Annotated in this window: 25 protein-coding genes and 3 pseudogenes; 17 read left to right on the top strand and 11 right to left on the bottom strand. The window is 29.5% G+C overall.

Annotated elements, in window-relative coordinates; translation table 11 throughout:
- Nucleotides 1-13: 13 nt before the first annotated feature.
- The gene (locus KPL44_RS22170) at nt 14-943 is read left to right on the top strand and encodes a glycyl-radical enzyme activating protein (protein WP_216255010.1); all 930 of its coding nucleotides are present in this window, start codon (nt 14-16) and stop codon (nt 941-943) included.
- A gap of 149 nt (nt 944-1,092) precedes the next feature.
- Here KPL44_RS22170 and KPL44_RS22165 read toward each other — a convergent pair whose 3' ends face one another.
- Together KPL44_RS22165 and KPL44_RS22160 are read right to left on the bottom strand one after the other, a co-directional pair.
- The gene (locus tag KPL44_RS22165; protein ID WP_216107046.1) at nt 1,093-1,563 is read right to left on the bottom strand and encodes a HEAT repeat domain-containing protein; all 471 of its coding nucleotides are present in this window, start codon (nt 1,561-1,563) and stop codon (nt 1,093-1,095) included.
- A 248-nt stretch (nt 1,564-1,811) separates the two neighbouring features.
- Nucleotides 1,812-2,186 carry a hypothetical protein gene (locus tag KPL44_RS22160; RefSeq protein WP_216255007.1) on the bottom strand — a complete coding sequence of 125 codons (375 nt, stop codon included), beginning with the start codon at nt 2,184-2,186 and terminating at the stop codon, nt 1,812-1,814.
- A 501-nt stretch (nt 2,187-2,687) separates the two neighbouring features.
- Between KPL44_RS22160 and KPL44_RS22155 the strand changes: the two genes are divergently transcribed.
- Nucleotides 2,688-3,092, top strand: coding sequence for a hypothetical protein (locus tag KPL44_RS22155; protein ID WP_216255003.1), 405 nt, complete (start codon nt 2,688-2,690; stop codon nt 3,090-3,092).
- 40 nt (nt 3,093-3,132) lie between these two features.
- Here KPL44_RS22155 and KPL44_RS22150 read toward each other — a convergent pair whose 3' ends face one another.
- Nucleotides 3,133-3,564, bottom strand: coding sequence for a DUF4351 domain-containing protein (locus tag KPL44_RS22150; protein WP_216255001.1), 432 nt, complete (start codon nt 3,562-3,564; stop codon nt 3,133-3,135).
- Nucleotides 3,565-4,311: 747 nt separating this feature from the next.
- On the opposite strand from KPL44_RS22150, the pseudogene KPL44_RS22145 reads away from it, so the two are divergent.
- Together KPL44_RS22145 and KPL44_RS26130 are read left to right on the top strand one after the other, a co-directional pair.
- Nucleotides 4,312-4,911: pseudogene (locus tag KPL44_RS22145) on the top strand (DEAD/DEAH box helicase family protein); the annotation flags it as partial.
- A gap of 36 nt (nt 4,912-4,947) precedes the next feature.
- Nucleotides 4,948-5,040, top strand: a pseudogene (locus tag KPL44_RS26130) (DUF1016 N-terminal domain-containing protein); the annotation flags it as partial.
- 41 nt (nt 5,041-5,081) lie between these two features.
- On the opposite strand, the gene KPL44_RS25570 reads toward KPL44_RS26130, so the two are convergent.
- Complete coding sequence (locus KPL44_RS25570) at nt 5,082-5,396, bottom strand: hypothetical protein (RefSeq protein ID WP_253201909.1); 315 nt, start codon at nt 5,394-5,396, stop codon at nt 5,082-5,084.
- Nucleotides 5,397-6,616: 1,220 nt separating this feature from the next.
- On the opposite strand from KPL44_RS25570, the gene KPL44_RS22135 reads away from it, so the two are divergent.
- The 4 genes and pseudogenes from KPL44_RS22135 to KPL44_RS22120 all read left to right on the top strand — a co-directional run bounded on the left by KPL44_RS22135 (nt 6,617) and on the right by KPL44_RS22120 (nt 10,625).
- On the top strand, nt 6,617-7,963 hold the full coding sequence (locus KPL44_RS22135; RefSeq protein WP_216255051.1) for an FIST signal transduction protein: 1,347 nt from the start codon (nt 6,617-6,619) through the stop codon (nt 7,961-7,963).
- A gap of 42 nt (nt 7,964-8,005) precedes the next feature.
- On the top strand, nt 8,006-9,448 hold the full coding sequence (locus KPL44_RS22130; RefSeq protein WP_216254990.1) for a PAS domain-containing sensor histidine kinase: 1,443 nt from the start codon (nt 8,006-8,008) through the stop codon (nt 9,446-9,448).
- Between the two features lie 359 nt (nt 9,449-9,807).
- A pseudogene (locus tag KPL44_RS22125) lies at nt 9,808-9,975 on the top strand (VOC family protein); the annotation flags it as partial.
- Nucleotides 9,976-10,040: 65 nt separating this feature from the next.
- A complete protein-coding gene (locus tag KPL44_RS22120; RefSeq protein WP_216125433.1) occupies nt 10,041-10,625 on the top strand; it encodes a nitroreductase family protein in 585 nt (194 codons plus the stop codon).
- Nucleotides 10,626-10,813: 188 nt separating this feature from the next.
- Here the strand turns inward: KPL44_RS22120 and tnpB are convergent, their stop codons facing one another.
- Nucleotides 10,814-11,899: an IS200/IS605 family element RNA-guided endonuclease TnpB gene (gene tnpB, locus KPL44_RS22115; RefSeq protein ID WP_216254987.1), complete on the bottom strand. Its 1,086-nt coding sequence runs from the start codon at nt 11,897-11,899 to the stop codon at nt 10,814-10,816.
- A 9-nt stretch (nt 11,900-11,908) separates the two neighbouring features.
- Entirely contained in the window at nt 11,909-12,106 is a 198-nt protein-coding gene (locus KPL44_RS22110) for a transposase (protein WP_216125437.1), read from the bottom strand.
- Between the two features lie 755 nt (nt 12,107-12,861).
- Here KPL44_RS22110 and KPL44_RS22105 point away from each other — a divergent pair.
- Entirely contained in the window at nt 12,862-13,266 is a 405-nt protein-coding gene (locus KPL44_RS22105) for a hypothetical protein (RefSeq protein WP_216254985.1), read from the top strand.
- Nucleotides 13,267-13,306: 40 nt separating this feature from the next.
- Here the strand turns inward: KPL44_RS22105 and KPL44_RS22100 are convergent, their stop codons facing one another.
- Nucleotides 13,307-13,618, bottom strand: a complete 312-nt coding sequence (locus KPL44_RS22100) for a DUF4351 domain-containing protein (RefSeq protein WP_253201906.1) — start codon at nt 13,616-13,618, stop codon at nt 13,307-13,309.
- A 639-nt stretch (nt 13,619-14,257) separates the two neighbouring features.
- Between KPL44_RS22100 and KPL44_RS22095 the strand changes: the two genes are divergently transcribed.
- Nucleotides 14,258-16,756 (top strand): DEAD/DEAH box helicase family protein, encoded by a 2,499-nt coding sequence (locus KPL44_RS22095; RefSeq protein ID WP_216254970.1) that lies wholly within the window; start codon nt 14,258-14,260, stop codon nt 16,754-16,756.
- A gap of 47 nt (nt 16,757-16,803) precedes the next feature.
- On the opposite strand, the gene KPL44_RS22090 is transcribed toward KPL44_RS22095, so the two are convergent.
- Complete coding sequence (locus KPL44_RS22090; protein ID WP_216254967.1) at nt 16,804-17,115, bottom strand: nucleoside triphosphate pyrophosphohydrolase; 312 nt, start codon at nt 17,113-17,115, stop codon at nt 16,804-16,806.
- 472 nt (nt 17,116-17,587) lie between these two features.
- Here KPL44_RS22090 and KPL44_RS22085 point away from each other — a divergent pair, with 472 nt between their 5' ends.
- From KPL44_RS22085 to KPL44_RS22065, 5 genes are all read left to right on the top strand, one after another.
- Nucleotides 17,588-17,752: a DUF3102 domain-containing protein gene (locus KPL44_RS22085; protein ID WP_331702807.1), complete on the top strand. Its 165-nt coding sequence runs from the start codon at nt 17,588-17,590 to the stop codon at nt 17,750-17,752.
- Between the two features lie 184 nt (nt 17,753-17,936).
- Nucleotides 17,937-18,377, top strand: coding sequence for a hypothetical protein (locus KPL44_RS22080; RefSeq protein WP_216254961.1), 441 nt, complete (start codon nt 17,937-17,939; stop codon nt 18,375-18,377).
- Between the two features lie 147 nt (nt 18,378-18,524).
- Entirely contained in the window at nt 18,525-18,809 is a 285-nt protein-coding gene (locus KPL44_RS22075) for a hypothetical protein (protein ID WP_216254958.1), read from the top strand.
- A 28-nt stretch (nt 18,810-18,837) separates the two neighbouring features.
- Nucleotides 18,838-19,182, top strand: a complete 345-nt coding sequence (locus tag KPL44_RS22070) for a restriction endonuclease (RefSeq protein WP_216255042.1) — start codon at nt 18,838-18,840, stop codon at nt 19,180-19,182.
- A gap of 167 nt (nt 19,183-19,349) precedes the next feature.
- The gene (locus KPL44_RS22065) at nt 19,350-19,790 is read left to right on the top strand and encodes a hypothetical protein (RefSeq protein ID WP_216254955.1); all 441 of its coding nucleotides are present in this window, start codon (nt 19,350-19,352) and stop codon (nt 19,788-19,790) included.
- Nucleotides 19,791-20,067: 277 nt separating this feature from the next.
- On the opposite strand, the gene KPL44_RS22060 is transcribed toward KPL44_RS22065, so the two are convergent.
- From KPL44_RS22060 to KPL44_RS22050, 3 genes are all read right to left on the bottom strand, one after another.
- Nucleotides 20,068-21,066 (bottom strand): DUF4062 domain-containing protein, encoded by a 999-nt coding sequence (locus KPL44_RS22060; RefSeq protein WP_216254953.1) that lies wholly within the window; start codon nt 21,064-21,066, stop codon nt 20,068-20,070.
- Nucleotides 21,067-21,180: 114 nt separating this feature from the next.
- Complete coding sequence (locus KPL44_RS22055; protein WP_216254950.1) at nt 21,181-21,741, bottom strand: hypothetical protein; 561 nt, start codon at nt 21,739-21,741, stop codon at nt 21,181-21,183.
- Between the two features lie 544 nt (nt 21,742-22,285).
- A complete protein-coding gene (locus KPL44_RS22050) occupies nt 22,286-23,422 on the bottom strand; it encodes a GTP pyrophosphokinase (RefSeq protein ID WP_216254947.1) in 1,137 nt (378 codons plus the stop codon).
- A gap of 435 nt (nt 23,423-23,857) precedes the next feature.
- Here KPL44_RS22050 and KPL44_RS25565 point away from each other — a divergent pair, with 435 nt between their 5' ends.
- Together KPL44_RS25565 and KPL44_RS25560 are read left to right on the top strand one after the other, a co-directional pair.
- A complete protein-coding gene (locus KPL44_RS25565; protein ID WP_253201905.1) occupies nt 23,858-24,211 on the top strand; it encodes a recombinase family protein in 354 nt (117 codons plus the stop codon).
- A complete protein-coding gene (locus tag KPL44_RS25560; RefSeq protein ID WP_253201904.1) occupies nt 24,196-24,426 on the top strand; it encodes an HTH domain-containing protein in 231 nt (76 codons plus the stop codon). Before KPL44_RS25565 ends, KPL44_RS25560 begins: the two co-directional genes overlap by 16 nt.
- Nucleotides 24,427-25,330 lie beyond the last annotated feature (904 nt).

Here is a 25,330-nt window from a genome sequence, read left to right as displayed (position 1 = left end):
GGAGGAAAAGCAAATGCTTACAAAAGGAATTAACTATGAGCAAAAAGGCATAATTTTTAATATGCAACGCTTTTCTATACATGATGGACCAGGAATTAGGACAATAGTATTTTTAAAAGGATGTCCTTTAAAATGTGATTGGTGTAGTAATCCCGAATCACAAGATCCAGTAGTTGAAATTATGTTTAATGAAAAAAATTGTACTGGGTGTAAAAAATGTGAAAGAAATTGCCCAGAAAGTGCGATTAATATGCTAAGGACTGGAAGAATAGATAGAGCGAAATGTACTAGTTGTGGAGTTTGCGCTGAAAATTGTTATCCAGGGGGTCTTGTAAAATCAGGAGAAGAAACTACTGTTGAGAAGGTAATGACTGAACTAAAAAAAGAAACTATCCAGTTCAGACGTTCCGGAGGTGGAGTTACATTATCTGGAGGAGAATTACTTATGCAACCAGAATTTGCAATTGAACTTTTAAAAGCTTGCAAGGCAATGGGATGGCATACTGCAATAGAAACTACAGGCTATGCTAGTGAAGATACAATAGACAAGTTAATTCCTTTGGTTGATTTAGTACTTTTAGATATAAAACACTTAGATGATGAAAAACATAAAAAGTATGTTCATGTAAGTAATGAGGTTATAGTTAAAAATGCTAAAAAAATATCTACCATAGGCACAGAGCTTATTATAAGGGTACCTGTTATTCCAAAATTTAATTGCGATAAAAATAGTATATCTGATATAGCTAAGTTTGCAAAAAGTTTAAATGGAGTACAGCGCTTAGATTTATTACCATATCATAAGCTTGGTGCCAATAAGTATGAGAACTTAGGGCTAGATTATACAATGGGACAGGAAATTAAAACACCAGATGAGGATACTATGAATAATTTCAAAAAAATAGTAGAGGAATATGGATTAGAATGTACTATTGGAGGCTAAAGAAGAATAAAGAAATTTGATTTATAGCCCTAATCATTGAACAATGTTGTTTCAATGATTAGGGTTTGTTTTTTGACTTATTTGGTGTTGCAACGGGTATAGGTAAAACATATCTTGCTGCTTTTGATTCAGTGGATTTTAATAGAAGTTTATTTGTTTGTAGTCTTGTTTTTGGGTTTATTTTTTAAAACATTTAAAATCCATTCATCAAAACTGGTTCCTTTATCGCCCTCATATACATCATATGGCTCAGGATAAAGTTGCTTAAATTTCTCTTTAAACTTAGTTATTTCAAAACTTTCCGTTATTACATTATCTACATGATATAGTTTTTTGTTTATGTCTTTGATCAAATGAACCTTGGGTTTACCGAGTTTCAAACGTTTACCATTCTTAGTTATGCCTAAGGATTGAGTTGCCCGGAGAGCTTCCTCTTTAACTTTAAATACTAAATCATGCATTGCTAATCTTGTTAATACATCTCGCGATTTTTGACATTTCCAATTTTTCAACTCATTTACTGCTTCAAGTCTTTTTCTCCAATTAGCTTTATCATCTGCCATTTTAACTAACTCATTAATATTATTAGGAGTTTCTTTCTTAATTTCGCTTACTGACACCTAATACACCGCCTATTTTATTTATTTTCTATAATGTATATTAAAAAGCATAATAAAATATAACTTTTTAACTCAAATAAGTCTACATATAAGAAAATGTTGTGAAAAAAGACTTCTGCATTTATATTATTATGATCACGGTGAGTGTTACTTATCGACAGCGCCAATTGGCGTATAATAAGATGCTATATCGCATGGGATTGATAGCTTAAAAATAAAAAAAACCACTGGTTTCCAGAGGTTTCTTATTATTCAACTTTTCTAAGGTTTTTAGATATTTCTATAATTCTACTATCATTATACGACACTTTCATACTTATACTATTTACATCTATTTGAAGTCTGTCAATTTTATCATCAATAATCGTTATATGTTCAGAATTACATTTATATCCATCCAAAAGAGCATCACTGGTAGGGATAAGTTTTCCGTCTATCTTTACACCTAATTTTTTAACATCATTCTCAATTGCATCAAGCCTTTTGGTGTTTTCTTTAATCTCAGTTTTTATATCATTAACCTCAGTTTTTATATCTTTAAACTCAGTTTTTATATCTTTAAATCCCTCTTGCATTTCTGAATACATTTTGGTCATAAATTCAAACATTTTATCATCACTCATATTAGCACCTCGCTTTTATATTATATCATTCTAAATTGCAATTTAATATCTTTTTTTTAATGAGTTATTTTCTATTAACTTATCCATATCATATATTTAATTGTTATTAGTTGTATTCTTAGTCTATCCTTTAATAACAATTTTTCCTCACATCTATTAATATAGAATTAGTAGAATTTGTTTAAATAAACTGTTGTTAATCTCTAGATTAGTATGTTGTAAAATCTTATAAAAACCTAGTAAGAATTTAATTAAAAAAATAATATTAATAGCTAATAACAGACTGAAATCACTGAAGTATAGGGAGTTAAATTTTAGTTAAAAATGCTGCCAAATCTAATTAAATTTAAAAGATTTCATTCCACCTCATTGTGAAAGGGGTGTCTTTAAATCAACAAGTTACTATGATAAAATGTAGATGGTTCCATATTAGTAAATGATTTGGTATAGCATTATAAATATTAGTTGTTGCTTAGTTATACCAAGGGGCATTAGTGAAGTATGAAGGATAAAGTTGATATTGTTACTAAAGATATAATAACTAGTGATTCCATCCAATTTAAAGGGGCCACGCTAGATTATGATTCAAATTGCTCTACAGGGGATAAGGATTATTTATTACCTAAATTAGCGGCCTCATTAAAAAAGGCAAAGACTATAGATATGGCGGTAGGATTTTTAATGGAATCAGGAGTGAAATTACTTATAAATGATTTAAAGCAGGTGGCGCAAAGTGGTGTATGTATAAGAATATTAACAGGTAATTATCTTAATATCACTCAACCAGAGGTTTTATATTTAGTAAAGGAAGCACTAGGTGATGAGCTGAGGCGTTATTCATTAGTATGGAAAAGACCTAAAATTTTTAATGCTTTTATTTTAGGGTACACAAAAAATAACAAGTGAAACAGCTAAGAATCTCATCGGAGTTGTTTCACTTGTTTTCTTATAAGTATTTTTTTAAATCCTCAATTTTTTCTAAATCAAATATATCTGTTGCTATTTGATCAATAGCATCCTCGGGTAAAGATCTAATCTTATCTGTATAATAATCAGAAAGACCATTGAATCTTTTCTTTAGCAGCGTTATAAGTTGTTCGGTTTTACCTTCTTTCTTGCCTTCCTTCTTACCTTCTTTCAAACCTTCTTTTATTCCATCACTTTTTAATTTACCAAAGATGTTTGATGCATTAGAAACCATAATTTCAACCTCCTCTTTTTTATTTTCATCAAATATGTCTTCTACTAACTTATTCATATCATATATTTCATTGCTATTAGTTGTATTTTTAATCCAGCCTTTTAATAATAATTTTTCCTCAGAAGTTAGGTTATTAAAATTAATTACTATATTCTTCAATCTTTCTAAAAATTCCATGGCATTTATATCCTGATCTAATAGAAATATGGCTGCGGCAATGTTTTTAAACTCATATAAATATTCCTTAGAGTAGCTGTTTATATCTACTAGTATATATTTAAAGTCTGAAATAATATATATTATAATAATATTATTACCAAAATACGAACATATATTCGTGTAATGAAAAATCCTATTAATATAGAATTTGCTTAAATAAACTGTTGTTAAAATTTAGATTAGAATAGTGTAAAATCTTATAAGAAACTAATAAGATTTTAATTAAGTAAATAATATTAATTGCTAATAACTGACTGAAATCACTGAAGTGTAGGAAGTTAAATTTAAGTTAAAAATGCTATGAAATCTAATTAAATTTAAAAGATTTTATTCCATCTTAGTGAGAAAGGGGTGTCTTTAAATCAACAAGTTACTATGATGAAATGTAGATAGTGCCATATTAGTAAATGATTTGGTATAGCGTATATTTGATTGAAAATATTAGTTGTTGCTTAGTTATATAAGGGAGGCATTAGTGAATTATGATGGACAAAGTTAATATTCTTAGTAAAGATATAACAACTAGTGATTCCATCCAATTTAAGGGGGCCACGCTAGATTATGATTCAAACTGATCTACAGGGGAGAAGGATTATTTATTGCCGAAAATAGCAGCCTCATTAAAAAAAGCAAAGACTATAGATATGGCGGTAGGATTTTACACACTTTAAGAATGTTTTTGAAGACTTATTTTTAAATCATTCCATAATTATTGACGATGATGAGCTTAGGCGTTATTCATCAGTATGGAAAGGGCCTAAAATCTTTAATACTTTTGAAAAGGTAGAAGATAACAAAGATGAATATGGCCTAGTAATTCCGCTGTATGAGCCTAGAGGTGCACTAATTGAGGCACTATATGAACTAAAGAAATGTAGAGAGGACGGTTTAGATAAAGGATTAGTTGTTGCTGCAACGGGCATAGGTAAAACTTATCTTGCTGCTTTTGATTCGCTTGATTTTAATAGAATTCTATTTGTAGCACATAGAGAAGAAATATTAAACCAAGCAGAGATATCTTTTAAAAATGGTAAGTATGATGAGTTTGAGCTGGAAAAAGCCTTAATGCTTAATAAACGGTCAAATTTAATCCTAAAACATTATGAAAAGTATAATAATAAAAGAGCTTTAGGTTTCTGCAGCAATCGACGCCATGCCATATACATGAGTAAATATTTTAATGAAAATGGTATTAAAGCCTGCGCTGTAATTAGTGGTGAGCAAAATGAGTTTTCTATGGATAGACATGGAGCGGTAGATAAACTTAAAACAGGGGAATTAAATATTATATTCTCTGTAGATATGATTAAAAGACTTAGACAGAAAGCATAAAAGAATTCGGTGGTAATTTTATATTGGAATATAGGTAAAATTAATAAAACGGAAATATTGCAAAGTGCAAAAGCTGAGTATGGTAAATCAGTAATTAGCAATTTAAGAAAGGAGTTAACTAAAGATTATGGCAAAGGATATAGTCAAAGAAATTTATTTGACACTTTCATACTTATACTATTCACATCTATTTGTAACCTGACAATTTTATCATCAATAATCGTTATATGTTCAGAATTACTTTTATATCCATCCAAAAGAGCATCACTGGTAGGGATAAGTTTTCCATCTATCTTCACACCTATTTTTTTAACCTCATTTTCAAGGCTACCAAGTCTAGTTTCAAGCTTATCAAATCGTTCAGTGTGAATTTTATCATTATTTTTTATGTCTTTAAAACTTTCTTGCATTTCTGAATACATTTTGGTCATAAATTCAAACATTTTATCATCGCTCATATTAGCACCTCATTTTTATATTATATCATTCTAAATTGTAATTGAATATCTTTTATTTATTTGTAAATCATATTCAGTTTTGACGATGCTGAACTTTGGCGTTATTCATCATAGTTGTTTCACTTGTTTTAAAATAAATTAAAGGTTTTAACAAAGGATAAAAAAGCATCATTTGTAGAAAATAAATCCTTATAACTTTTATAATGAATGTCATTTAAATCTTTTTTAAAACTTATGTTCATCTTCCTAAGTATATCAAATTTTTGCCTAAAATAATATATATTTTAATAATATTATTACCGAAAAGCGAACATACATTCGTGCGATGAAAATTATTATTAGTATAGAATTTGTTTGAATATATTTTTGTTAAAATGTAGATTAAAATCTTATAAAAACCTAATAAGATTTTAATTAAGTAAATAACATTAATAGCTAATAACTGACTGAAATCACCGAAGTGTAGGAAGTTAAATTTAAGTTAAAAATGCTATGAAATCTAATTAAATTTAAAAGATTTAATTCCATCTTAGTGGGAAAGGGGTGTCTTTAAATCAACAAGTTACTATGATAAAATGTAGATAGTGACATATTAGTAAATGATTTGGTATAGTGTATATTTGATTGGAAATATTAGTTGTTGCTTAATTATATAAGGGAGGCATTAGTGTAGTATGAAGAATAAAGTTGATATTGTTACTAAAGAAATAATAACTAGTGATTCCATCCAATTTAAAGGGGCAGTTCAACAAGGGTTCCTTTAAAAATTTCAACTTATCATAACCGACGTAACGATAGTATAAGGCTCATTTCAAAACCTAAATTAATTATATCGTACCAAAACACCTATGTTTAATAGTTGATTTTGGTAGTGATATCCATTCCACATCTAAAGAAGTGGGCTTTCCTCATAAAATTGTAAATAATAATACTCATAAGACCAAGTATTAAAACTGGATTTTTTAGTGGTAGAAATAATGATAGTGATAAATATAATAGTAGAAAAGCCTTAGGTTTCTGTACCAGTAGGGATCACTTTGTATACAAGAGTAAATTTTTTATGAAAATTAAGTAAATTATAGGGAATATATGCTATAATGATGTATATTTTAGTAAAAAAGTCTAAAATTAGTAAGATGTGGCTTTTGAATGATGTTGGTAAATTTAATTCTAAAGCTGGAACTTAACTATGCGAATATAAAGAAAGGGAATGATTATTGGTGGCTGGTAAAATAAGAGAAATGATAAATCAGATTATTCAAGAACGTTCTAAAGGCAATCCTGCTATTAGAGAAATGACTATATCTAAATTAATTCTGAAAGGACTTAATCCTAACAAATTTGATAGTCACTCAGCTGATGATCCGGAAATTGTCCGAAAACTTCTTAAAATCGCTAAACAATTGAATGTAAGAAAGATGGAAGATAACGATATGAATATAAAATCCGTGTTTTCAACAAAATCTTTAGAAAAAGAGATTGTATTGGATATTAAAAGTCAGTTAAATCATTGCAATGCAAAGATATTAATATTCTTCGCTTCTTCTAATTTTGACCAAGACAAGTTAAGTAATCTGCTGCAAGAAGCTTTTGTGGATTGCATAGTAGTTGGATGTTCTACTGCTGGTGAAATAGTAAGTGGTGAGTTGTTGAAAAATTCTGTTGTAGCAATGGCTATTAATTCAAATATTATTTCTGATGCAAAAGTGGAAGTAATTGAACATATGAAAGAAAATCTAAGCTTAGAAGCTGCATTTACTTCTTTTGAGAAATACTTTAATGAGAGTTTATATACAATGGATGCAACAAAATTTGTTGGTATTGTTTTAATTGATGGTGTAAGTAGGAAAGAAGAAAAAATCATGGATTTAATCGGTAATAGAACTAACGTTTTTTTTGTTGGTGGCTCTGCAGGTGATGATCTTAAATATTTTAAAACGCATGTTTGTGCAAATGGAAAGGCATATGCTGATTCAGCAGTTCTTATAATGTTGAAAATAAACGACAATGCTGAATTTAGTATTATTAAAACACAAAGCTTCAAAGCTTTGGATCATATATTTACTGCAAATAATGTTAATGAAGAAACTAGAGAAGTCATTGAATTTAATAATAAGCCTGCTATCTTGGAATATGCAGAGGCAGTAGGGGCAGCTTCAATTGAAGATGCTACAAAATACTTTAAGACCAATCCAGTTGGTTTATTAGTTGGAGATAATGATATATTCATAAGAAGTCCCCAACAAATAAAGGGAACCAGTATGTTATTTTATTGCAATATACTTAAAGGTATGGAAGTCAGATTGATGCAGTGTACAAATATAGTTGAAGATACAAAGAACGCTGTTGAAAATAAAATAAAAGAATTTGGAAGAATAGATGGTTTCATAAATTTTAATTGTGTAGAGCGGACACTTGAATTGGAGAGAAACGATCTTGAAAAGCAGTATGGTCAAATATTTAGTGATATTCCGACCATAGGTTTCTCCACTTATGGTGAAGAATTTATTGGACATATAAATCAGACAGCTACTATGCTTGTTTTCAAATTAAAAGCAAATATATAACTTGATTTTCTATTAAAATATTTTGAAATGGAGCCATAAATAATGGATAATTTAAGTGAAAATGAATGTGAATATAAAAAAGCTCTTAATGAAATGAAGAAATCTAATGAAGAATTGATAAAAGTGAATAGTGATTTGGAAAACAAGGTGCTAGAGCAAGCACAACAGCTAGAAGAGATAACTGCTGACCTTAAGGAATTCAATGTTATGCTAGAAGAGGAAATTACTGAGCGCACAAAAACTGAAGAAGCCGTAAAGGAAAGAGAAAGACAATTTCGGTATACTATAGAGGAAGCTCCATTACCTATAATGTTATATAATGAGGATGGAGAAATAAAAAAAATAAATAGAACATGGACTGATATTACAGGATATACAATTAAAGATACTCCAACAATAGCTGAATTTGCAAGAATATCAGATGTATTTATAGAAGGGTTAGAGGGTACTACTGTAAGCAGACTGTCTAATATGGGAAAAAAACAAAATGATGGCGAATACTCTATAAGAACAAGGAATGGAAGTATTCTAATTTGGGATTTTTATTCAGCAAATACTAGGCAATTGCAGGATGGGCGCAAATTGTTAATGATAGTAGCTATAGATATAACTGAAAGAAAACATATGGAAGAATTACAAAAAAATATTGATGATGAAAGAGAAAGGCTATATGAGATTAAGGAGTATGATAGAATTAAAACAGAGTTTTTTTCGAATATTTCTCATGAGTTAAGGACTCCGATTAATGTTATTTTTTCGGCACTACAGGTACATGAACTTAAACTAAAAGACTATGTATGCCCAAATGCATCCACAGATATATACAAATACACAAAGATAATGAAACAAAATTGCTTTCGTATTTTAAGACTAATTAATAATTTAATTGATATAACAAAAATAGATTCAGGCTATTTAGATATAAATAAAATTAATACTAACATAATCAGTCTCGTAGAAGATATAAGTGTTTCTGTAGTTGATTATATAGAAAATAAAGGATTATCATTAACATTTGATACAGAGATAGAGGAAAAAAATATTGCATGTGATCCAGAAAAAATTGAGAGAATTATTTTAAATCTATTATCAAATGCAGTAAAATTTACTCCTTATGGTGGCAATGTTATGGTTAATATAGAGGACGGTATTGAAAATATTTGCATAAGGGTAAAAGATACCGGAAGAGGTATTCCAGCAGATAAACTAAATTCCATATTTGATCGTTTTGTGCAAGTTGACAAATCTCTTTCAAGAGATCATGAGGGAAGTGGAATAGGGCTTTCGCTTGTGAAATGCCTAGTAGAACTACATGGTGGAACAATATCGGTGAAAAGTAAGGAGGGATATGGTACTGAATTTATTATATATATTCCATGTAAATTAGTAGGTGATGAGGGTCCAGAGGATATTTCATATTGTGGCATTAAAAGTGATAGTTGTGTTGAAAAAACTAGTATAGAATTCTCAGATATATATAACTGAGAACGGAGATGGATATAGAAAAGCTAACCTGTAAAAACTTTTACAGGTTAGCTTTTTATAAAGAAATTAAAATATCTAAAAAACTTTTGTTCTCTTTAGAAATCATCGTTTGAAGCTATGGAAAACGTTTACAACGCTTAGATATTATTAAACAATAAATCACGCAGCGCTGATCTTGTTAATATACTTGTTGACTGATCATAAACTGATACCTATTGTAAAGTGAGCCTGCATTTTTGTAATAAGTTGTGGCTGCAACTGGAATAGGTAAAACTTATCTGGCGGCTTTTGATTCATTATATTTACAGTGTTTTGGATTTATTGAAGAAACTTCTTAAATAACAAGAAAGGAGAATAATATGCAAAAAATAGTTCCACATTTATGGTACGACAAAGAAGCTAAAGAAGCGGCCATATTCTATATCAGTTTATTTGATAACTCTAAGATTCTAAACGTGACGATTATGGAAGGTACACCTTCAGGAGATGCGGAAAGTATAAATTTTGAATTAGCTGGGCAACAATTTGCTGTATAATAGTAATATATTGATTTATAGTTATATATTTTTGGTTTTATGATAGGAGGAAAATTATGATAAATAATGAAGTGCTCGACTGTATCCGTTCGCGGAGAAGTACACGTAAATTCAAGGAGCAACAGATTAAAGAAGAAGAGCTAAAAGCCCTATTGGAGGCCGCTACATGGGCGCCAAGTGGAGGCAATAATCAAAGCTGGCTGTTTACTGCAATCCAGAACAAAGAAACTCTTTTACGGATCAACGAATTGCTAAGGCAAGGATTTAAACGTTGGGTTCCTGATGACGATTATCCAGGTAAGCTGGGTGTCAAAGCTGTAGCAGAAAAAAAAGATTGCCATTTTTTCTATCATGCACCTACACTTATTATTGCTTCTAATAAGCCTAATTATGAAAATGCTATGGCAGACTGTTCACTTGCATTAGAAAACCTTTTTTTAGCGGCGAATTCTATAGGATTGGGGACTTGCTATATTAATCAGTTACACTGGCTACGAAATGATGCCGAATTTCGTGAATTTCTTTTTGAATTAGGGATTCCCAAAGAGCATACTATCTGCTCTTCAGCTGTGGTTGGATATATTGATAAACCATCAATTGCACTCTCACGAAAGGAAGGTACTATTAATATTATAAAATAGAAGTCTTAGGTCATGAGAAGGTTAAATGCTTCTGCATTGTGAACTACCACCACTTATAGAAGTGGATGGCTTCTTGGTCAATACTACTACTGTAGCAAGTTCGTCTCTTCCGGAGCCGTGTGCATCTCTTGCAGAGACGTATCCAAGCTATCAAGGTCATTCCGACCTCTCTAACAACATATCTTTTATTATATTGCTAGTTTTAGTAAATTTTTGCTCGCATTTATATCTCTATCCATTATCATCCCACATACTGAACATATATAAGTTCTGCAAGATAAGTTTTTAGTTTGACTTGATTGATTACCACAATCAGAACATAACTGACTACTTGCATAGTTTGATGGTGCTACTATTATTTCTCTACTATACCATTTTGCCTTATATTCTAATATTCTTCTAAACTCTGACCAGCTAACATCAGCTATTGATTTTGCTAATTTATGATTTTTTAGCATATTGCTAACTTTTAAGTCCTCAATCACTATAACTTGGTTTTCGTTAATTAATTGAGTGCTTACTTTGTGCAACATATCTTTCCTTTGGTTAGATATTTTCTCATGTAATTTTGCTACTTTTATTTTAGCTTTTTTTCTATTATTGCTACCTTTTTGTTTTCTTGATAAATCCTTTTGAAGTTTAGCTAACCTTTTAGCTGATTTCTTTAGGTATTTAGGATTATGAAAAAACTCACCATTACTTGTTATTGCAAACTCTTTAATTCCCAGATCTACACCTATTTTACTACCTGTTTTAGGCAATTGAATATTTTCAGCGTCAACTAAAATAGATATGTAATATTTTCCACTTGGTACTTGTGATATAGTGCAAGATTTAATTAACCCATTGAATTCTCTATGCTGCTTTATTTTTATCATAGACTTTAATTTAGGTACTTTGATATGCTTATTTTCTATATACACAGTACCATTTTGATTATTAGTTGTATAACTATTGGTATTAGTTTTCTTCTTGAACCTCGGAAAACCAATTGATTTATCTCTAAAAAAATTCTTATACGCTTTACCTAAATTCATTTGAGCATTAGCTAAAGCAAGACTATCGACTTCTTTTAGCCACTCAAATTCAGTTTTGTATTGTGCGGGCGAGGGATATTTAATCGCCTTAATATCTAGGGCTTTGTTTTCCTCATATGATTTAATTCTTTCAGCTAGCATTCGGTTATATACAAACCTAGTGCATCCAAAAGTCTTAGCTAAATATATTCTTTGCTCAACATTTGGATATAACCTAAATTTATAAGCCTTTAACATTTTCTCACCTCATTTCAATCCTTGGTTTTCTATATATTTTCTAACTATATCTATAGGGGCACCACCAGTTGTTATAAGGCAGTAACTTTTACTCCAAAAATACTCTTTCCATAATTTGGTTTTGATTGATAGAAACTCTTTTTTTATAACCAATACTAAATGATAGTTTAGCAAGAATACCGAATGATTATTAGTATCTAATTCCAATATACCAAGTCCCTTATAAGTTTACTACTGATCACATATTGCTATTAATAGTTTGCCAAAGATCTATTATTTTATGTATCTAACCTAAAATAATAAAGGCTGTCCATCCCCCACCTGTAGAGGATGGGAGAATTCCGCCTATTATGGTTACAACTCATGGTTACCCTCCTAAGTATATCAAATTTTTATCTGAAATAATATATATTATAATAATATTATTACCGAAATACGAACATATATTCGTATAATGAAAAATCCTATTAATATAGAATTTGCTTAAATAAACTGTTGTTAAAATTTAGATTAGAATAGTATAAAATCTTATAAGAACCTAATAAGATTTTAATTAAGTAAACAATATCAATAGCTAATAACTGACTGGAATCACTGAAGTGTAGGAAGTTAAATCATCTCCTGGGTCGCTGCAACAGCTTTGAAGAAGATGCATTAACGACTTCAGAAGGAGATTTATACTTCCACCGAAGTTTCCTATTTGCTAGGATATGTAACTCCTGCTTGTAGAAGTGGGAGACTTTCCTTCTGAAATGTCGTTAAATTTAAGTTGAAAATGCTATGAAATCTAATTAAATTTAAAAGATTTCATTCCATCTTAGTGAGAAAGGGGTGTCTTTAAATCAACAAGGTACTATGATAAAATGTAGATAGTGCCATATTAGTAAATGATTTGGTATAGCGTATATTTGATTGAAAATATTAGTTGTTGCTTAGTTACACCAGGGAGGCATTAGTGAAGTATGAAGGATAAAGTTGATATTGTTACTAAAGATATAATAACTAGTGATTCCATCCATTTTAAAGGGGCCACGCTAGATTATGATTTAAACTGCTCTACAGGGGATAATGATTATTTATTACCTAAATTAGCGGCCTCATTAAAAAAAGCAAAGACTATAGATATGGCGGTAGGATTTTTAATGGAATCAGGGGTGAAATTACTTATAAATGATTTAAAACAGGTGGCGCAAAGTGGTGTACGGATAAGGATTTTAACAGGAAATTATCTTAATATCACTCAACCTGAGGCTTTATGCTTAGTAAAGGAGGCACTAGGTGATGAGCTGAGGCGTTATTCATTAGTATGGAAAAGACCTAAAATTTTTAATGCTTTTATTTTAGGTTACACAAAAAATAACAAATGAAACAGCTATTAATTACCTCATAGCTGTTTCACTTGTTTTCTTATAAGTATTTTTTTATATCCTCAACTGTTTCTAAATCAAATATATCTGTTGCTATTTGATCAATAACACCCTCGGGTAAAGACCTAATCTTATCTGTATAATAATCAGAAAGACCATTGAATCTTTTTTTTAGCAGCGTTATAAGGAGTTCGGTCTTACCTTCTTTCTTGCCTTCTTCCTTGCCTTCTTCCTTGCCCTCTTTTATTCCATCACTTTTTAATTTACTAAAGATGTTCGATGCATTAGAAACCATAATTTCAACCTCCTCTTTTTTATTTTCATTGAATATGTCTTCTACTAACTTATTCATATCATATATTTCATTGCTATTAGTTGTATTTTTAATCCAGCCTTTTAATAAATTTTTCCTCAGAAGTTAGGTTATTAAAATTAATTACTATATTTTTCAATCTTTCCAAAAACTCCATGGCATTTATATCTTGGTCTAATAGAAATATGGCTGCGGCAATGTTTTTAAACTCATATAAATATTCCTTAGAGTAGCTGTTTATATCTACTAGTATATATTTAAAGTCTGAAATAATATATATAATAATATTATTACCAAAATACGAACATATATTCGTATACTTACAAATACTATTAATATAGAATTTGTTTAAATAAACTGTTGTTAAAATTTAGATTAGAATAGTGTAAAATCTTATAAGAACCTAATAAAATTTTAATTAAGTAAATAATATTAATAGCTAATAAGTGACTGAAATCACTGAAGTGTAGGAAGTTAAATTTAAGTTAAAGATGCTATGAAATCTAATTAAATTTAAAAGATTTCATTCCATCTTAGTGAGAAAGGGGTGTCTTTAAATCAACAAGTTACTATGATAAAATGTAGATAGTGCCATATTAGTAAATGATTTGGTATAGTGTATATTTGATTGAAAATATTAGTTGTTGCTTAGTTATACCAAGGAGGCATTAGTGTAGTATGTTGGATAAAGTTGATATTGTTACTAAAGATATAATAACTAGTGATTCCATCCAATTTAAAGGGGCCACGCTAGATTATGATTCAAACTGCTCTACTGGGGACAAGGATTATTTATTGCCTAAATTAGCGGCCTCCTTAAGAAAAGCAAAGACTATTGACCTTGCTGTAGGATTTTTAATGGAATCAGGAGTGAAATTACTTATAAATGATTTAAAACAGGTTGCGCAAAGTGGGGTACGGATAAGGATATTAACAGGGAATTATCTTAATATCACTCAGCCTCAAGCTTTATATTTAGTAAAGGAAGCACTAGGGGATAAGGTAGATTTAAGGTTTTATAATATTAAGAATAAATCCTTTCACCCTAAGTCATACATATTTGAATATGAAGAAGATGGAGATGTTTTTATAGGTTCTTCTAACATGTCCAATTCTGCATTAACTAGTGGTATTGAGTGGAACTATAGAATAAATAAGAATAAGAACTTAGAAGATTTTAAACATTTTAAAGATGTTTTTGAAGACTTATTTTTAAATCATTCTATAATTATTGACGATGATGAGCTGAGGCGTTATTCATCAGTATGGAAAAGGCCTAAAGTCTTTAATACTCTAGAAAAAGTGGAAGATAACAAAGATGAATATGGCCTAGTAATTCCGCTGTACGAGCCTAGAGGTGCACAAATTGAAGCACTATATGAACTAAGAAAATGCAGAGAAGATGGTTTAGATAAAGGATTAGTTGTGGCTGCAACGGGCATAGGTAAAACTTATCTTGCTGCTTTTGATTCGCTGGATTTTAATAGGATTCTATTTGTAGCTCATAGAGAAGAAATATTAAATCAAGCAGAGATATCATTTAAAAACATTAGGCCTAATATTAAGACTGGATTTTTTAATGGTGAAAATAAGGATAGTAATAAAGAAGTATTGTTTGCTACAGTACAAACTCTGGGGCAAAAACAGTACCTATGTGATAAATATTTTAAAAAGGATGCGTTTGATTATATTATAATAGATGAATTTCACCATGCAGCAGCAGGTAATTACTCAAATATATTAGAATATTTTACTCCAAAGTTTCTTTTAGGACTTACTGCAACTCCAGAGAGATTGGATAACAAAGATGTATTTGCTCTTTGTGATTATAATATTGTATATGAAGTTAGACTAAAAGGAGCAATAGATAAGGGATGGCTTGTTCCATTTAGATACTATGGAGTTTTCGATGAGACCGATTATACAAAGATATCTTTTAAAAATGGTAAGTATGATGAAACAGAGCTGGAAAAAGCCTTAATGCTTAATAAACGTTCAAATTTAATCTTAAAACATTACGAAAAATATAATAGTAAAAGAGCTTTAGGTTTCTGCAGTAGTAGACGCCATGCCATATATATGAGCAAATATTTTAATGAAAATGGAATTAAAGCCTGCGCTGTAATTAGTGGTGAGCAAAATGAGTTTTCTATGGATAGACATAAAGCGGTGGATAAACTTAAAACAGGGGAATTAAATATTATATTCTCTGTAGATATGTTTAATGAAGGGCTAGATATTCCTCAAATTGATATGATTTTACTATTAAGGCCAACTGAATCCCCAACCATTTTTCTTCAACAACTAGGGCGTGGGTTAAGGAAATATAAGGACAAGAAGTATGTGAATGTATTAGATTTTATAGGTAATTATAAAAAAGCTAACTTAATACCATTCTTTCTAAGTGGAAAATTAAAGGATACTGCAGGGAAAGCAAAACTTGGTAGATTACCTACAGAAGAAGAATATCCCGATGATTGTATAGTGAATTTTGATTTTCAAGTAATTGATATATTCAAGAAGATGATGATAGATCAAAAAAATATATTTGATCTAGTAGTGGAGGATTTTAATAGAATAAAAGAAGATTTAAGAACTAGACCTAGTAGACTTCAAATGTATACTTACATGGATGATGATCTTTACAATATAATAAGATCCAGAGGAGAATTAAATATATTTAATGATTATTTAGGGTTTCTAAATAAGATAAATGAAATTTCGGAAGAAGAAAAAATGCTTTTAAATACTAAAGCTTATGGATTTCTAAATACTATTGAGAAAACGACCATGACTAAGACTTATAAGATGCCATTACTCCTAGCATTCTATAATGATGGTAATATAAATTTGAAAATAGATGAAGAAACAATTTTTAAAAGTTTTACAGAATTCTATGATAAACCTTCAAATGCGGTGGATCTTTTGAGACATAAAGCAACTAAGAGCTATAAAGGGTTTGATAAAAAAGACTATTTAAGAATAGCAGAAAACCCAATAAAGGCATTTTTAAATTCAGCAGAAGATTTCTTTTATAGAGATGAAGCATATTTTTGTTTGAATGATGAGTTAGGCGGATTCGTAAAGAATCCTGAATTTACAACTCATTTTAAAGATATTATTGATTATAGAACTAGAAGATTTTATAAAGAAAGACTTGAGAAGTTAGAAAAATAAACATAAAAACAAAGCCCTTTATAGAGAAAAACTATGAAGGGCTTTGTCTATTCATAAACTTTTTCGAGGACTATGCCTTTTTCAAAGCCGCCTCTTTCTCCTTTCTTTTCATTTCTTTTGTTAATTAGATCATCCTCGGAATATCCAAGAGCATTTGCAAGTCCAAATAAAACTTCCATAACATCAGCAAGTTCTTCTAGATTTTTAGCTTCTAAATACTCAGATACTTCCTCATTTAATTTACGTTCAAGTAAAGGTAGAACTTCTTCTTTCTTAGCATAGTGAACATCAAAGTGGTTACCTGCAGCTTTTATAATTTCAGGGATTTTGTCACGGACTAATTTGTTGTAGGTTTTCATAGGGTGCCTCCTTGGGTGATAGTATATGGGTATTATAACACGGGAGGTGGAATTGAAAATAGAATGGTATGAATAACGCTGGATTTTGAGTCTAATTTTCTATTGATTAATACTAATTATGTAAAATTATTAAAGATTGACGTAGCCCTTGAAACTACAGGGCTACATTGTGTTTTGTGAAACTGATTTGATAGAAGCATTGATACTCTTACAACTCACTATTTAAAAAGTTTTTAGAAGATTTTTAGAAGAAATGTGGTATCCATATGTATTGAAAACTAAGGTTTAACCTAAAACATAAGAAGGCAAGTTAGGAGATAATAATATAAGTAGTGCGACAAAAGGTGGTTAGCGAATTAAGGCTAAGCCGCCTTTTGTTTTTATTAAAAATAAATAAAGGAAAGGTTATATCATGGAGAGTAAGTTGTTTAAAAGAAAAAGGTGAGTTCTTTGATAGAAAGATTAATGGTTCATACAAGTTGCTACAGAATTTCCCAATTCGTCAACGCTGATGAATTTGAATAAAAGTAAAGTATTAGCATTATTAGATGTACCACAAGCGGAAAGAGAAACCTTTTTAGAAGAAAATAAAGTTAATGAAATGACTACTAGAGAATATCAACAAATTATAAGTTAATAACATACTACACTGTAATTGTGTAAAAAGACCGCAAAGAATTTAATACACCTTATAGGCTGTATGAATCCGATTTAGCATTAATCGGTAATAATACAGCTAGCATATAAAAATAGCTTAAAATTGATATTACAAGGCACGAGACGTATAATAGAGATAGAAGAAGCTAAAAGGGGGTAGGGCAATGTGCAAAAGCAAATGGAATGATGTAAAAGATAAATTATTATTAGTAGAAGCCTGGGCCAGAGATGGTTTAATAGAAGAACAAATTGCTCATAACCTAGGGATAAGTGTATCAACTTTAGAAGTGTATAAGAAAGAACATCAAGAGTTTTCAAGGGCCATAAAAAAGGGCAAAGAAATTTCGGATATAGAAGTTGAGAATGCCTTAAATAAGAGGGCTTTAGGATATAGTTACGTTGAAGTTAAAACTACTACAGAAATAACTAAAGAGGTAGCTGCGGATACTACAGCACAAATCTTCTGGTTGAAAAATAGGAAACCTAAAGAGTGGCGTGATCGAAAGGATATAGATAGTAATATAAATGTAACAGGAGAGACAAATACTAAATATGATCTTAGTGAATTTACTACAGAAGAGCCCAAAGAGATGCTCAGAGCATAATAATCAAAACAGGATGTTGGAGTATTAATTAAATTACTTAGTACTGCATTATTTAAATAGTGTGGTAATTTTTATTACTTTAAAATGGGGGAAAGTATTAATTCGTTTGCATATAATATGTTAGAAGAATTAAATAGGGGTTTGAAAATGAATAAACAAAAGTTTGTAAAAATTGTTAAGAAATTAATTTGTGGCTTTATTCTAGTGATTTATTTAACTACAGGAGGAATTGTTCTGTGGTCAAAAATAGTGAGAGCAACTAGTGTAATTAATTCTAAATATGCTATTACGAATATGTATGAAATGTCAGAAGGTGAATTGAATTTATTTGTAACTAAAGATTTATATTATGTTACTTCTAGAGCAGTGGAGGATAAAAGATTACTGAGGTTAAAATTGCAGTCCCTAGAGTACGAGGACTTTGTTATGTAGATGTTATATTAAGTAGGAATACAATTGAATTATTAGAGTAGCAGAAGGTCTATTAAATAGTGAAAAAATATATGTTGAATGTAAAAGGCTTACTTTAAGAGCTACTGAAAATGAGGACTTTATGGTTGGTAGACCATTTTGTCAAAAATTAATTGGTGCAATGGTTTGTGATGGAATGCACAAAGGAATAATTATTACTACTGGTAATGTTCACAGTAATGCTCGTGAATATATAAAAAAATTAGAATTAAACAATAATGATATAAAGCTTAATATAATAGAATTAGATGAAATATTGGGTATGTGTAATAAGCTTGCTAAAGAAGAGTTAGCGAATATGTTTAATTTTAATGAAGGCCTCTCATATGTTTAGGCTTATACAGGGTGATAAACGCTTTCTAAGGTGAGGTTGTTTTATGTAACATAAAAATATAAGATGATATTATATTACATAATAAACAAATATTATATTCATTAAAGAAATAAAGGTGTTTTATTACTTTTACAGAATTATATAGGTAAGACAGGAGAGTGGTAATTATGGGAAAATATATTGTGAAGACTTTTAATAAAGACTTTAGTAATAGTACTGAGAAAAAGTTTGAGATTGAAAAAGATTCAAATTGTGAAATGATATTAAATGAGCATTTGGTATATGAGTACGAAGAGGAAGAATATGACTTACATAATATTATTCGAAATTTAGATTCAGACAATGAAGTTAATAGTAATACTATTATTTTAAAAAAGAAAGAAGAAACAGATTTAATTACAGTAGAATTAAATTTAGAGGGAGACCCTGACTTGAAATACTATTCTTTTCCGGAGTTTTATTTAAATACATTTCTTAATAGTGATAAATTTGTATTTAATAAAAAACAGTATACTATAAAAGAAAAAATTTACTCCCTTTACAATGAAGATGAACAAGAGGAAGGCAAGGAAGATGTTTTAACATTAATATGCAGTCTGTGCGAATAGAATAAATTTATCAAGGTATAGATATATTTGTCTATACCTTTTTTGGTTTAATAAATTTTGAGCCAGTATCTATTAAAAATACAAATAGAAATAGAAATAGAAGAAGATGAAGCTGATATAGACTTATATATATTAACATGTAGTACGAAAAAGAATAAATGATTAATCATCCTTTAGCTAATTAGCAAATCTATTTCTTTTATATCATATACAATGTGAATTATCCAGTTTTCTTAAGTTGTAAAATTTTGTTGACGAGTAACGATTGAATGGAAAATTATTTAATAAGTGTATCTCCATCAATAGTTGCCGCTGCTTCTAGGATGCTCTCTTCATTAATATTAGAATGCAATGCTATTTTAGAATTATCCCATTCCTCATTTGTAAATACTTTTAATTTCCCTTTTTCATCAAATATGTCCTTATTTATTTCTAGAATTAATATTTTATTGGAATGTCTAACATTAATCCATCCATAAGATTGACTATTTACAAATTTTAAGCTTTTTCCTGATTTATAAGAACGCGCTTTTAACCAAATATTTAATTCTTCATATGTAGTAAAATATACTCTATACTTAACATCCAATAACTCTCTCAACTGTTCCATAGCAGGATGATTACTTAGTAATATATCCTTAATTGCTTGATCTTTATCCTTCTTTTCAGTTGTAAAGAAAGTCACAAGTTGATTTAATGTATTTGCAGTAGTCTCAATTCCTCTTATTAAATTAACCTCTTCAACTCTTCTTTGTTCTTGTAAAAAACGCTGAAATAATCCTGCCCATTGTTCTTTAAGAAATTTAGTAATATCTTGCGACGATTCAAATCCATGTATTGTATTATTTTTAAGCAATAATTTGAACTTACTAATATATTGAAATATTAATATATTATCAACAAATTTATATTTAATTTCTTTATTATCTATGTTTAAGAGATAAGTTTCAAATTCCGATAAAACACTTTTTTCAACAAACATATAAACCTGTTTATTTGCTTCAAGTGCAGATTCTATTTCTTTCTGAGTGATTGAATGAGATTCATAGTTTGACGCACTACCATATCTGCCTCCGATTATTGCAACAAGTATGTCCGCTAATACAACTTCTTTATAACAATACTCTTCAAGTTTTTCGCTGCTTCCATAAGGAATGTTACCTTGTTCATTTAATATACTTTCATAACCAATTTCATTTATAAATTTTTCTAAATCTGCTCTTACATGATGCAAATCATAGAAAGTAGAACTAATAAAAACCCTTGGCTTTGCCATATTATTTCCTCCTTTAATATTTTGTTCATATTCTTTTAATACAATAATTTAGTCATCGTAGTATAAATTAATTACCATTTAATTATACCTTTTTTATGGACTATGTATTCAAATTTATTTTAGTAGAGTCCATTCTAGTACCTTTGCAAACTCCTCAACTTGTGGGGTTATTTTTTCTACCTTAGAGGCCTTAAGAACAACATCAGACATACTAACAGAATCGTTCGGAACAAACTTTTTCATAGTTACTGTGCATTGAAAGAGCCTTATATCTCCCTGCATAACTCCAATAGTGACAGTATCTGCACCCTTAAGGTCAGGTTGTTGTAAAAAGTCATAGGACTGATTTAAAACGTGTTGAACGGCTAATCCTTGGGTTAACTCATTGCTCATAAATACTGTGGCTGTTACGTGCTTGGTGATGTCTATACCATCAGTAATATCAACCTTCTTGGCATATATAAAAGCATCAGTTTTTATGGCGTTTTTTTCTGTTTTAACTATCTCATTTTTCGGTGCTGTAGTTTCAGATTTAGACGATTCAGTTTTTGGTGCTTCCTTTGATTGCCCAACTTGTTTAGTTTCTTGTGTGTTAGTTTTTGTAGTTGAGTTTCCACATCCAGTAATACCTATAGAAACTAAAGCTACTAAAACTAAATTTAGCACTCTTTTCATAATACACTTCCCTTTGGTAAAATTTTCTCAAGTGTGATTATAACATTAATTTGATATTAATTCATATTTATACATCGCTATATTTTTATAATAGTAAATATCCTCATTTTTAATTACCATATTATTAAATTTTCAAAGAGCATTGTTCGTACTTTCAATTTCTATAGTTACGTCGGATAATTTTCATAGTGTGTAGTAAAGAGTGTTTATAATCGCATGAGTAAGTTTTGTACAAGTTACAAAAATGAGAACAAATAAGCGTATACAATAACATTTGTTTTTGACTACACTTCAGAAGAAAGACAATTGCGGGATTTCAGTAGCTTTAAGTAGAATCAGGAGTGATTTTATATTGAAAGTTGTATTTGTAAATAGTTATACCCTTTTGTAAACGTCGTCGCTAGGATAGTAGTATTATTATATGGTTATTAAGGTGACTAACAAGTAATAGTGTGGGCAAAAATAAATCATTTGTTATAACTTTTTTGATATATGCCAGTCTTTTTTAAGACTTACATATAGTTGAATAAAAGTTTTAAAGTTTTTAGCTATTCTCATTAGTATTAATTGTTGGAATATAGTTTCTAACGGTAATCCCTGATTTTTTTAATAGTGTTATTAAATCATACCAATATTTAATCCAATAATCGCTATCATCACTAATACTTGGATTAGTCCAAGGATGCCTCTTAATAAACGTTTCGCCCATTCCGGCTATAAGCAGACTCATAAATAATAGAAACTGTGAAACTGCTTTATCGGAGACTGATTTTTCGGAGTCTATTTTATCGAAGAGTATCCTACGAATATTCTCAACATCATAGTTTTTTATACAATCGTCTACTTGCTGTAAATCCTTAAATCCCAATTCAATTAGCATGTTTGCCTCGTGATCATAGATATTATCTTTATCTGCCTCACCACCAAGTTTTTTATCTAAATATGCCTTTACTGAATCATTTGTAATTTCAATATTTTGTAATTTGCCGGAATTTACTGATATTCTTGATTGTTTCTTGAGCATTACATCGTCATTTTGTATTGACTGAAATTCTCTATCTGCAATTTCTAATAGTCCAGCAAGTGCCATAAACCGTCTTTTTATATCTATTGGTATAATTGTCTCGGACTTATATTCAATATCATGCTCTATTTCAGCCCATGCGTGTTGAAGTATTGTACGCACTTGTACCTCAGCTACCATATCAGTAAAAAGCTTATATTCTGACAAATTGCACCTAGATGGTTTAAGTTTAATAAGGTAGTGTACACTTTTATATCCTAATTTCTCTTGTTTATCTAAAGCAGCTGATTTATCATTCTTTTCTAATATAGTAAATTCGTTAGATAAAACTTGATTTACTGCATTTATTGTTATTGGAAAGAATGTAATTATTCTTACTCCAGTTAGATCTGTTATTTCTTCAATTGGATTTTTATACTTTGGAAGATTAATATTATTTTTTGAAGGTTTTGATGCTTTTTCAGCAAAACTATTAATGGATTTTGCTCTAGCTTCGATTGAATGATACTTAATATTTTTATCATCAAGGCATTTTTTTAAAATTGTTTGAATTGTGATACTAAATGCTTCATGCAAAGGTCTAAACTTTGTAAACTCATCAATTGCATTTTGCTGATGTAATTTGAAATCAAATTTTGCTGTAGCTAGTTTTTCCATAAATTTCTCCTTTACATGTGTAGAAATTCTTATAAATTAATAGGTTATAACTAATTTACTAAAAATAATTGCTGATAATTCATCTAATGTGATAGTTCACTATCACCAAAGGATTATACCATATTATCCATATTAATATATATATTACAACTGTTATTATATTAAAGTTTTTTATTTAAACTATATTTACTTATTTTTCAAATAATAATCTTCGCTTTTAAATTTAATAGTTACTTCACAATATCCTCACACTGGATAGTAACAAATGTAAAATAAGTGTTGCATAAAACTATAGTTATATGATACATAAAGAAAGAGAATAAGACACATAAACCCACTGAATAGGTTGTAAAAGTGTATCGCACCATTGGACAGGGTTGTTGATACAGTACATGATAAACTCATGATAACAATAAATTCATGGGAGTTGTTAAAATGATATATAGCTATGAAAGAGTTTCAACAGTAAACCAGGATGAAAAGCGTCAAGAAATAGCATTGAGTAATATTAAAATAGAAAAAAGGTTTATTGATAAAATGAGTGGTAAAAATGCAGATAGACCAGAGTTAAACAAATTAAAGATATCAGCTAAAAAAGGCGATAATATTTATATAGAGAGTATATCAAGGTTAGGACGTAATGTAGAGGATCTAAGGCAATTGTGTGACTACTTTACAGACAAGGGCGTTATTGTTCACTTCGTGAAAGAAGGCTTCACCACAGTAGGTAATAGCTACAAATTCATGTTAACTATATTGGTGCAGTTGGAGAAATGGAAAGAGAGATAATAGTTGATAGAGTAAACGAGGGAATACAGAAAGCCAGGATATATGGTACTAAGAGTGGAAAGCCAATTGGAAGACCTGAAAGAACTTTACCTATAGACTTCAAGAAGTATTATGACAAGTGGAAAGCAGCAGAGATCACTGGGGTCGAGTTCGCAAAGTTATTGAATATAAGTAGAGTAACACTATACAGACACATAAAAGAATATGAACTATAAGATTTCTCTTTTGATTTTGAATTAAAGTTATAAATAAAGGTATGATAATCAAAAGTTAATGTGATAGAATGTGCGAAATATTAAGAGCTTGTTTATATAAATACATTAAGATAATTGAAGGAAGCAATAAGGTAAAGATGATAACTGTTTAAGGGCCTATTACACAGAACATAGTAATAAGTATTGTGTTAAATTTAATTGAAATTTAACTAAGCAATGAGAGAGTTACTGAGAGCCTTCTCTTTCTTTTATGTGATGATCTTTGACAATAGATATGTAGTAGTTAATGATTGTGATGCATCATGGATTAATAAAGCTATTACGTTTATTGTATAGAATCAATTTCTATAATGAAAATCCAGAATGAAACCCCACAGAATAGGGGTAAAGGTGCGTTATGTATAAATAAAGTAAGGAGGATGGGGAAGGAAAAAGTCCCACAAAAATATATTTATAAATAAAAGTCTCCAAAAAATATTATAAAAATATATATAGGTATTAACTAAGTTATGGTAAATAATGTAATGATGAAAATATATTTGTACGATATAAATATGCGATATATAGGGCATAGAAAACTTGAAGAAGGTGAAAAAAATGCCTTTAAAAGCAACTACTGAAATTGCAACACTAGGGGATGGACACGAAGCTTATTTAATTGGAGAATATGGTTTATTGCTTTAATATTTAGAAAATATGTTAAATTTAGAAACTAACTTATAAAGTATTTAATCAATACATTACCAATAAGAGTTCCGGCCCAAGCATGTTTTGAGATAAAATCGTTAAATTTGGACCTGTAAATAATTTTGTGTAAACAGAATAAAATGTACTCTTTCTTGGCAATAATTGAGATAAGTAATTATCAAAGATTGTAAGGAGGAGTATTTTTATGTCCAACATT

The organism is Clostridium sp. DSM 17811 (genome assembly GCF_018861905.1).
GTDB classification, from domain to species: domain Bacteria; phylum Bacillota; class Clostridia; order Clostridiales; family Clostridiaceae; genus Clostridium_AD; species Clostridium_AD frigoriphilum.
This window is presented reverse-complemented; position numbering and strand designations above follow the sequence as displayed.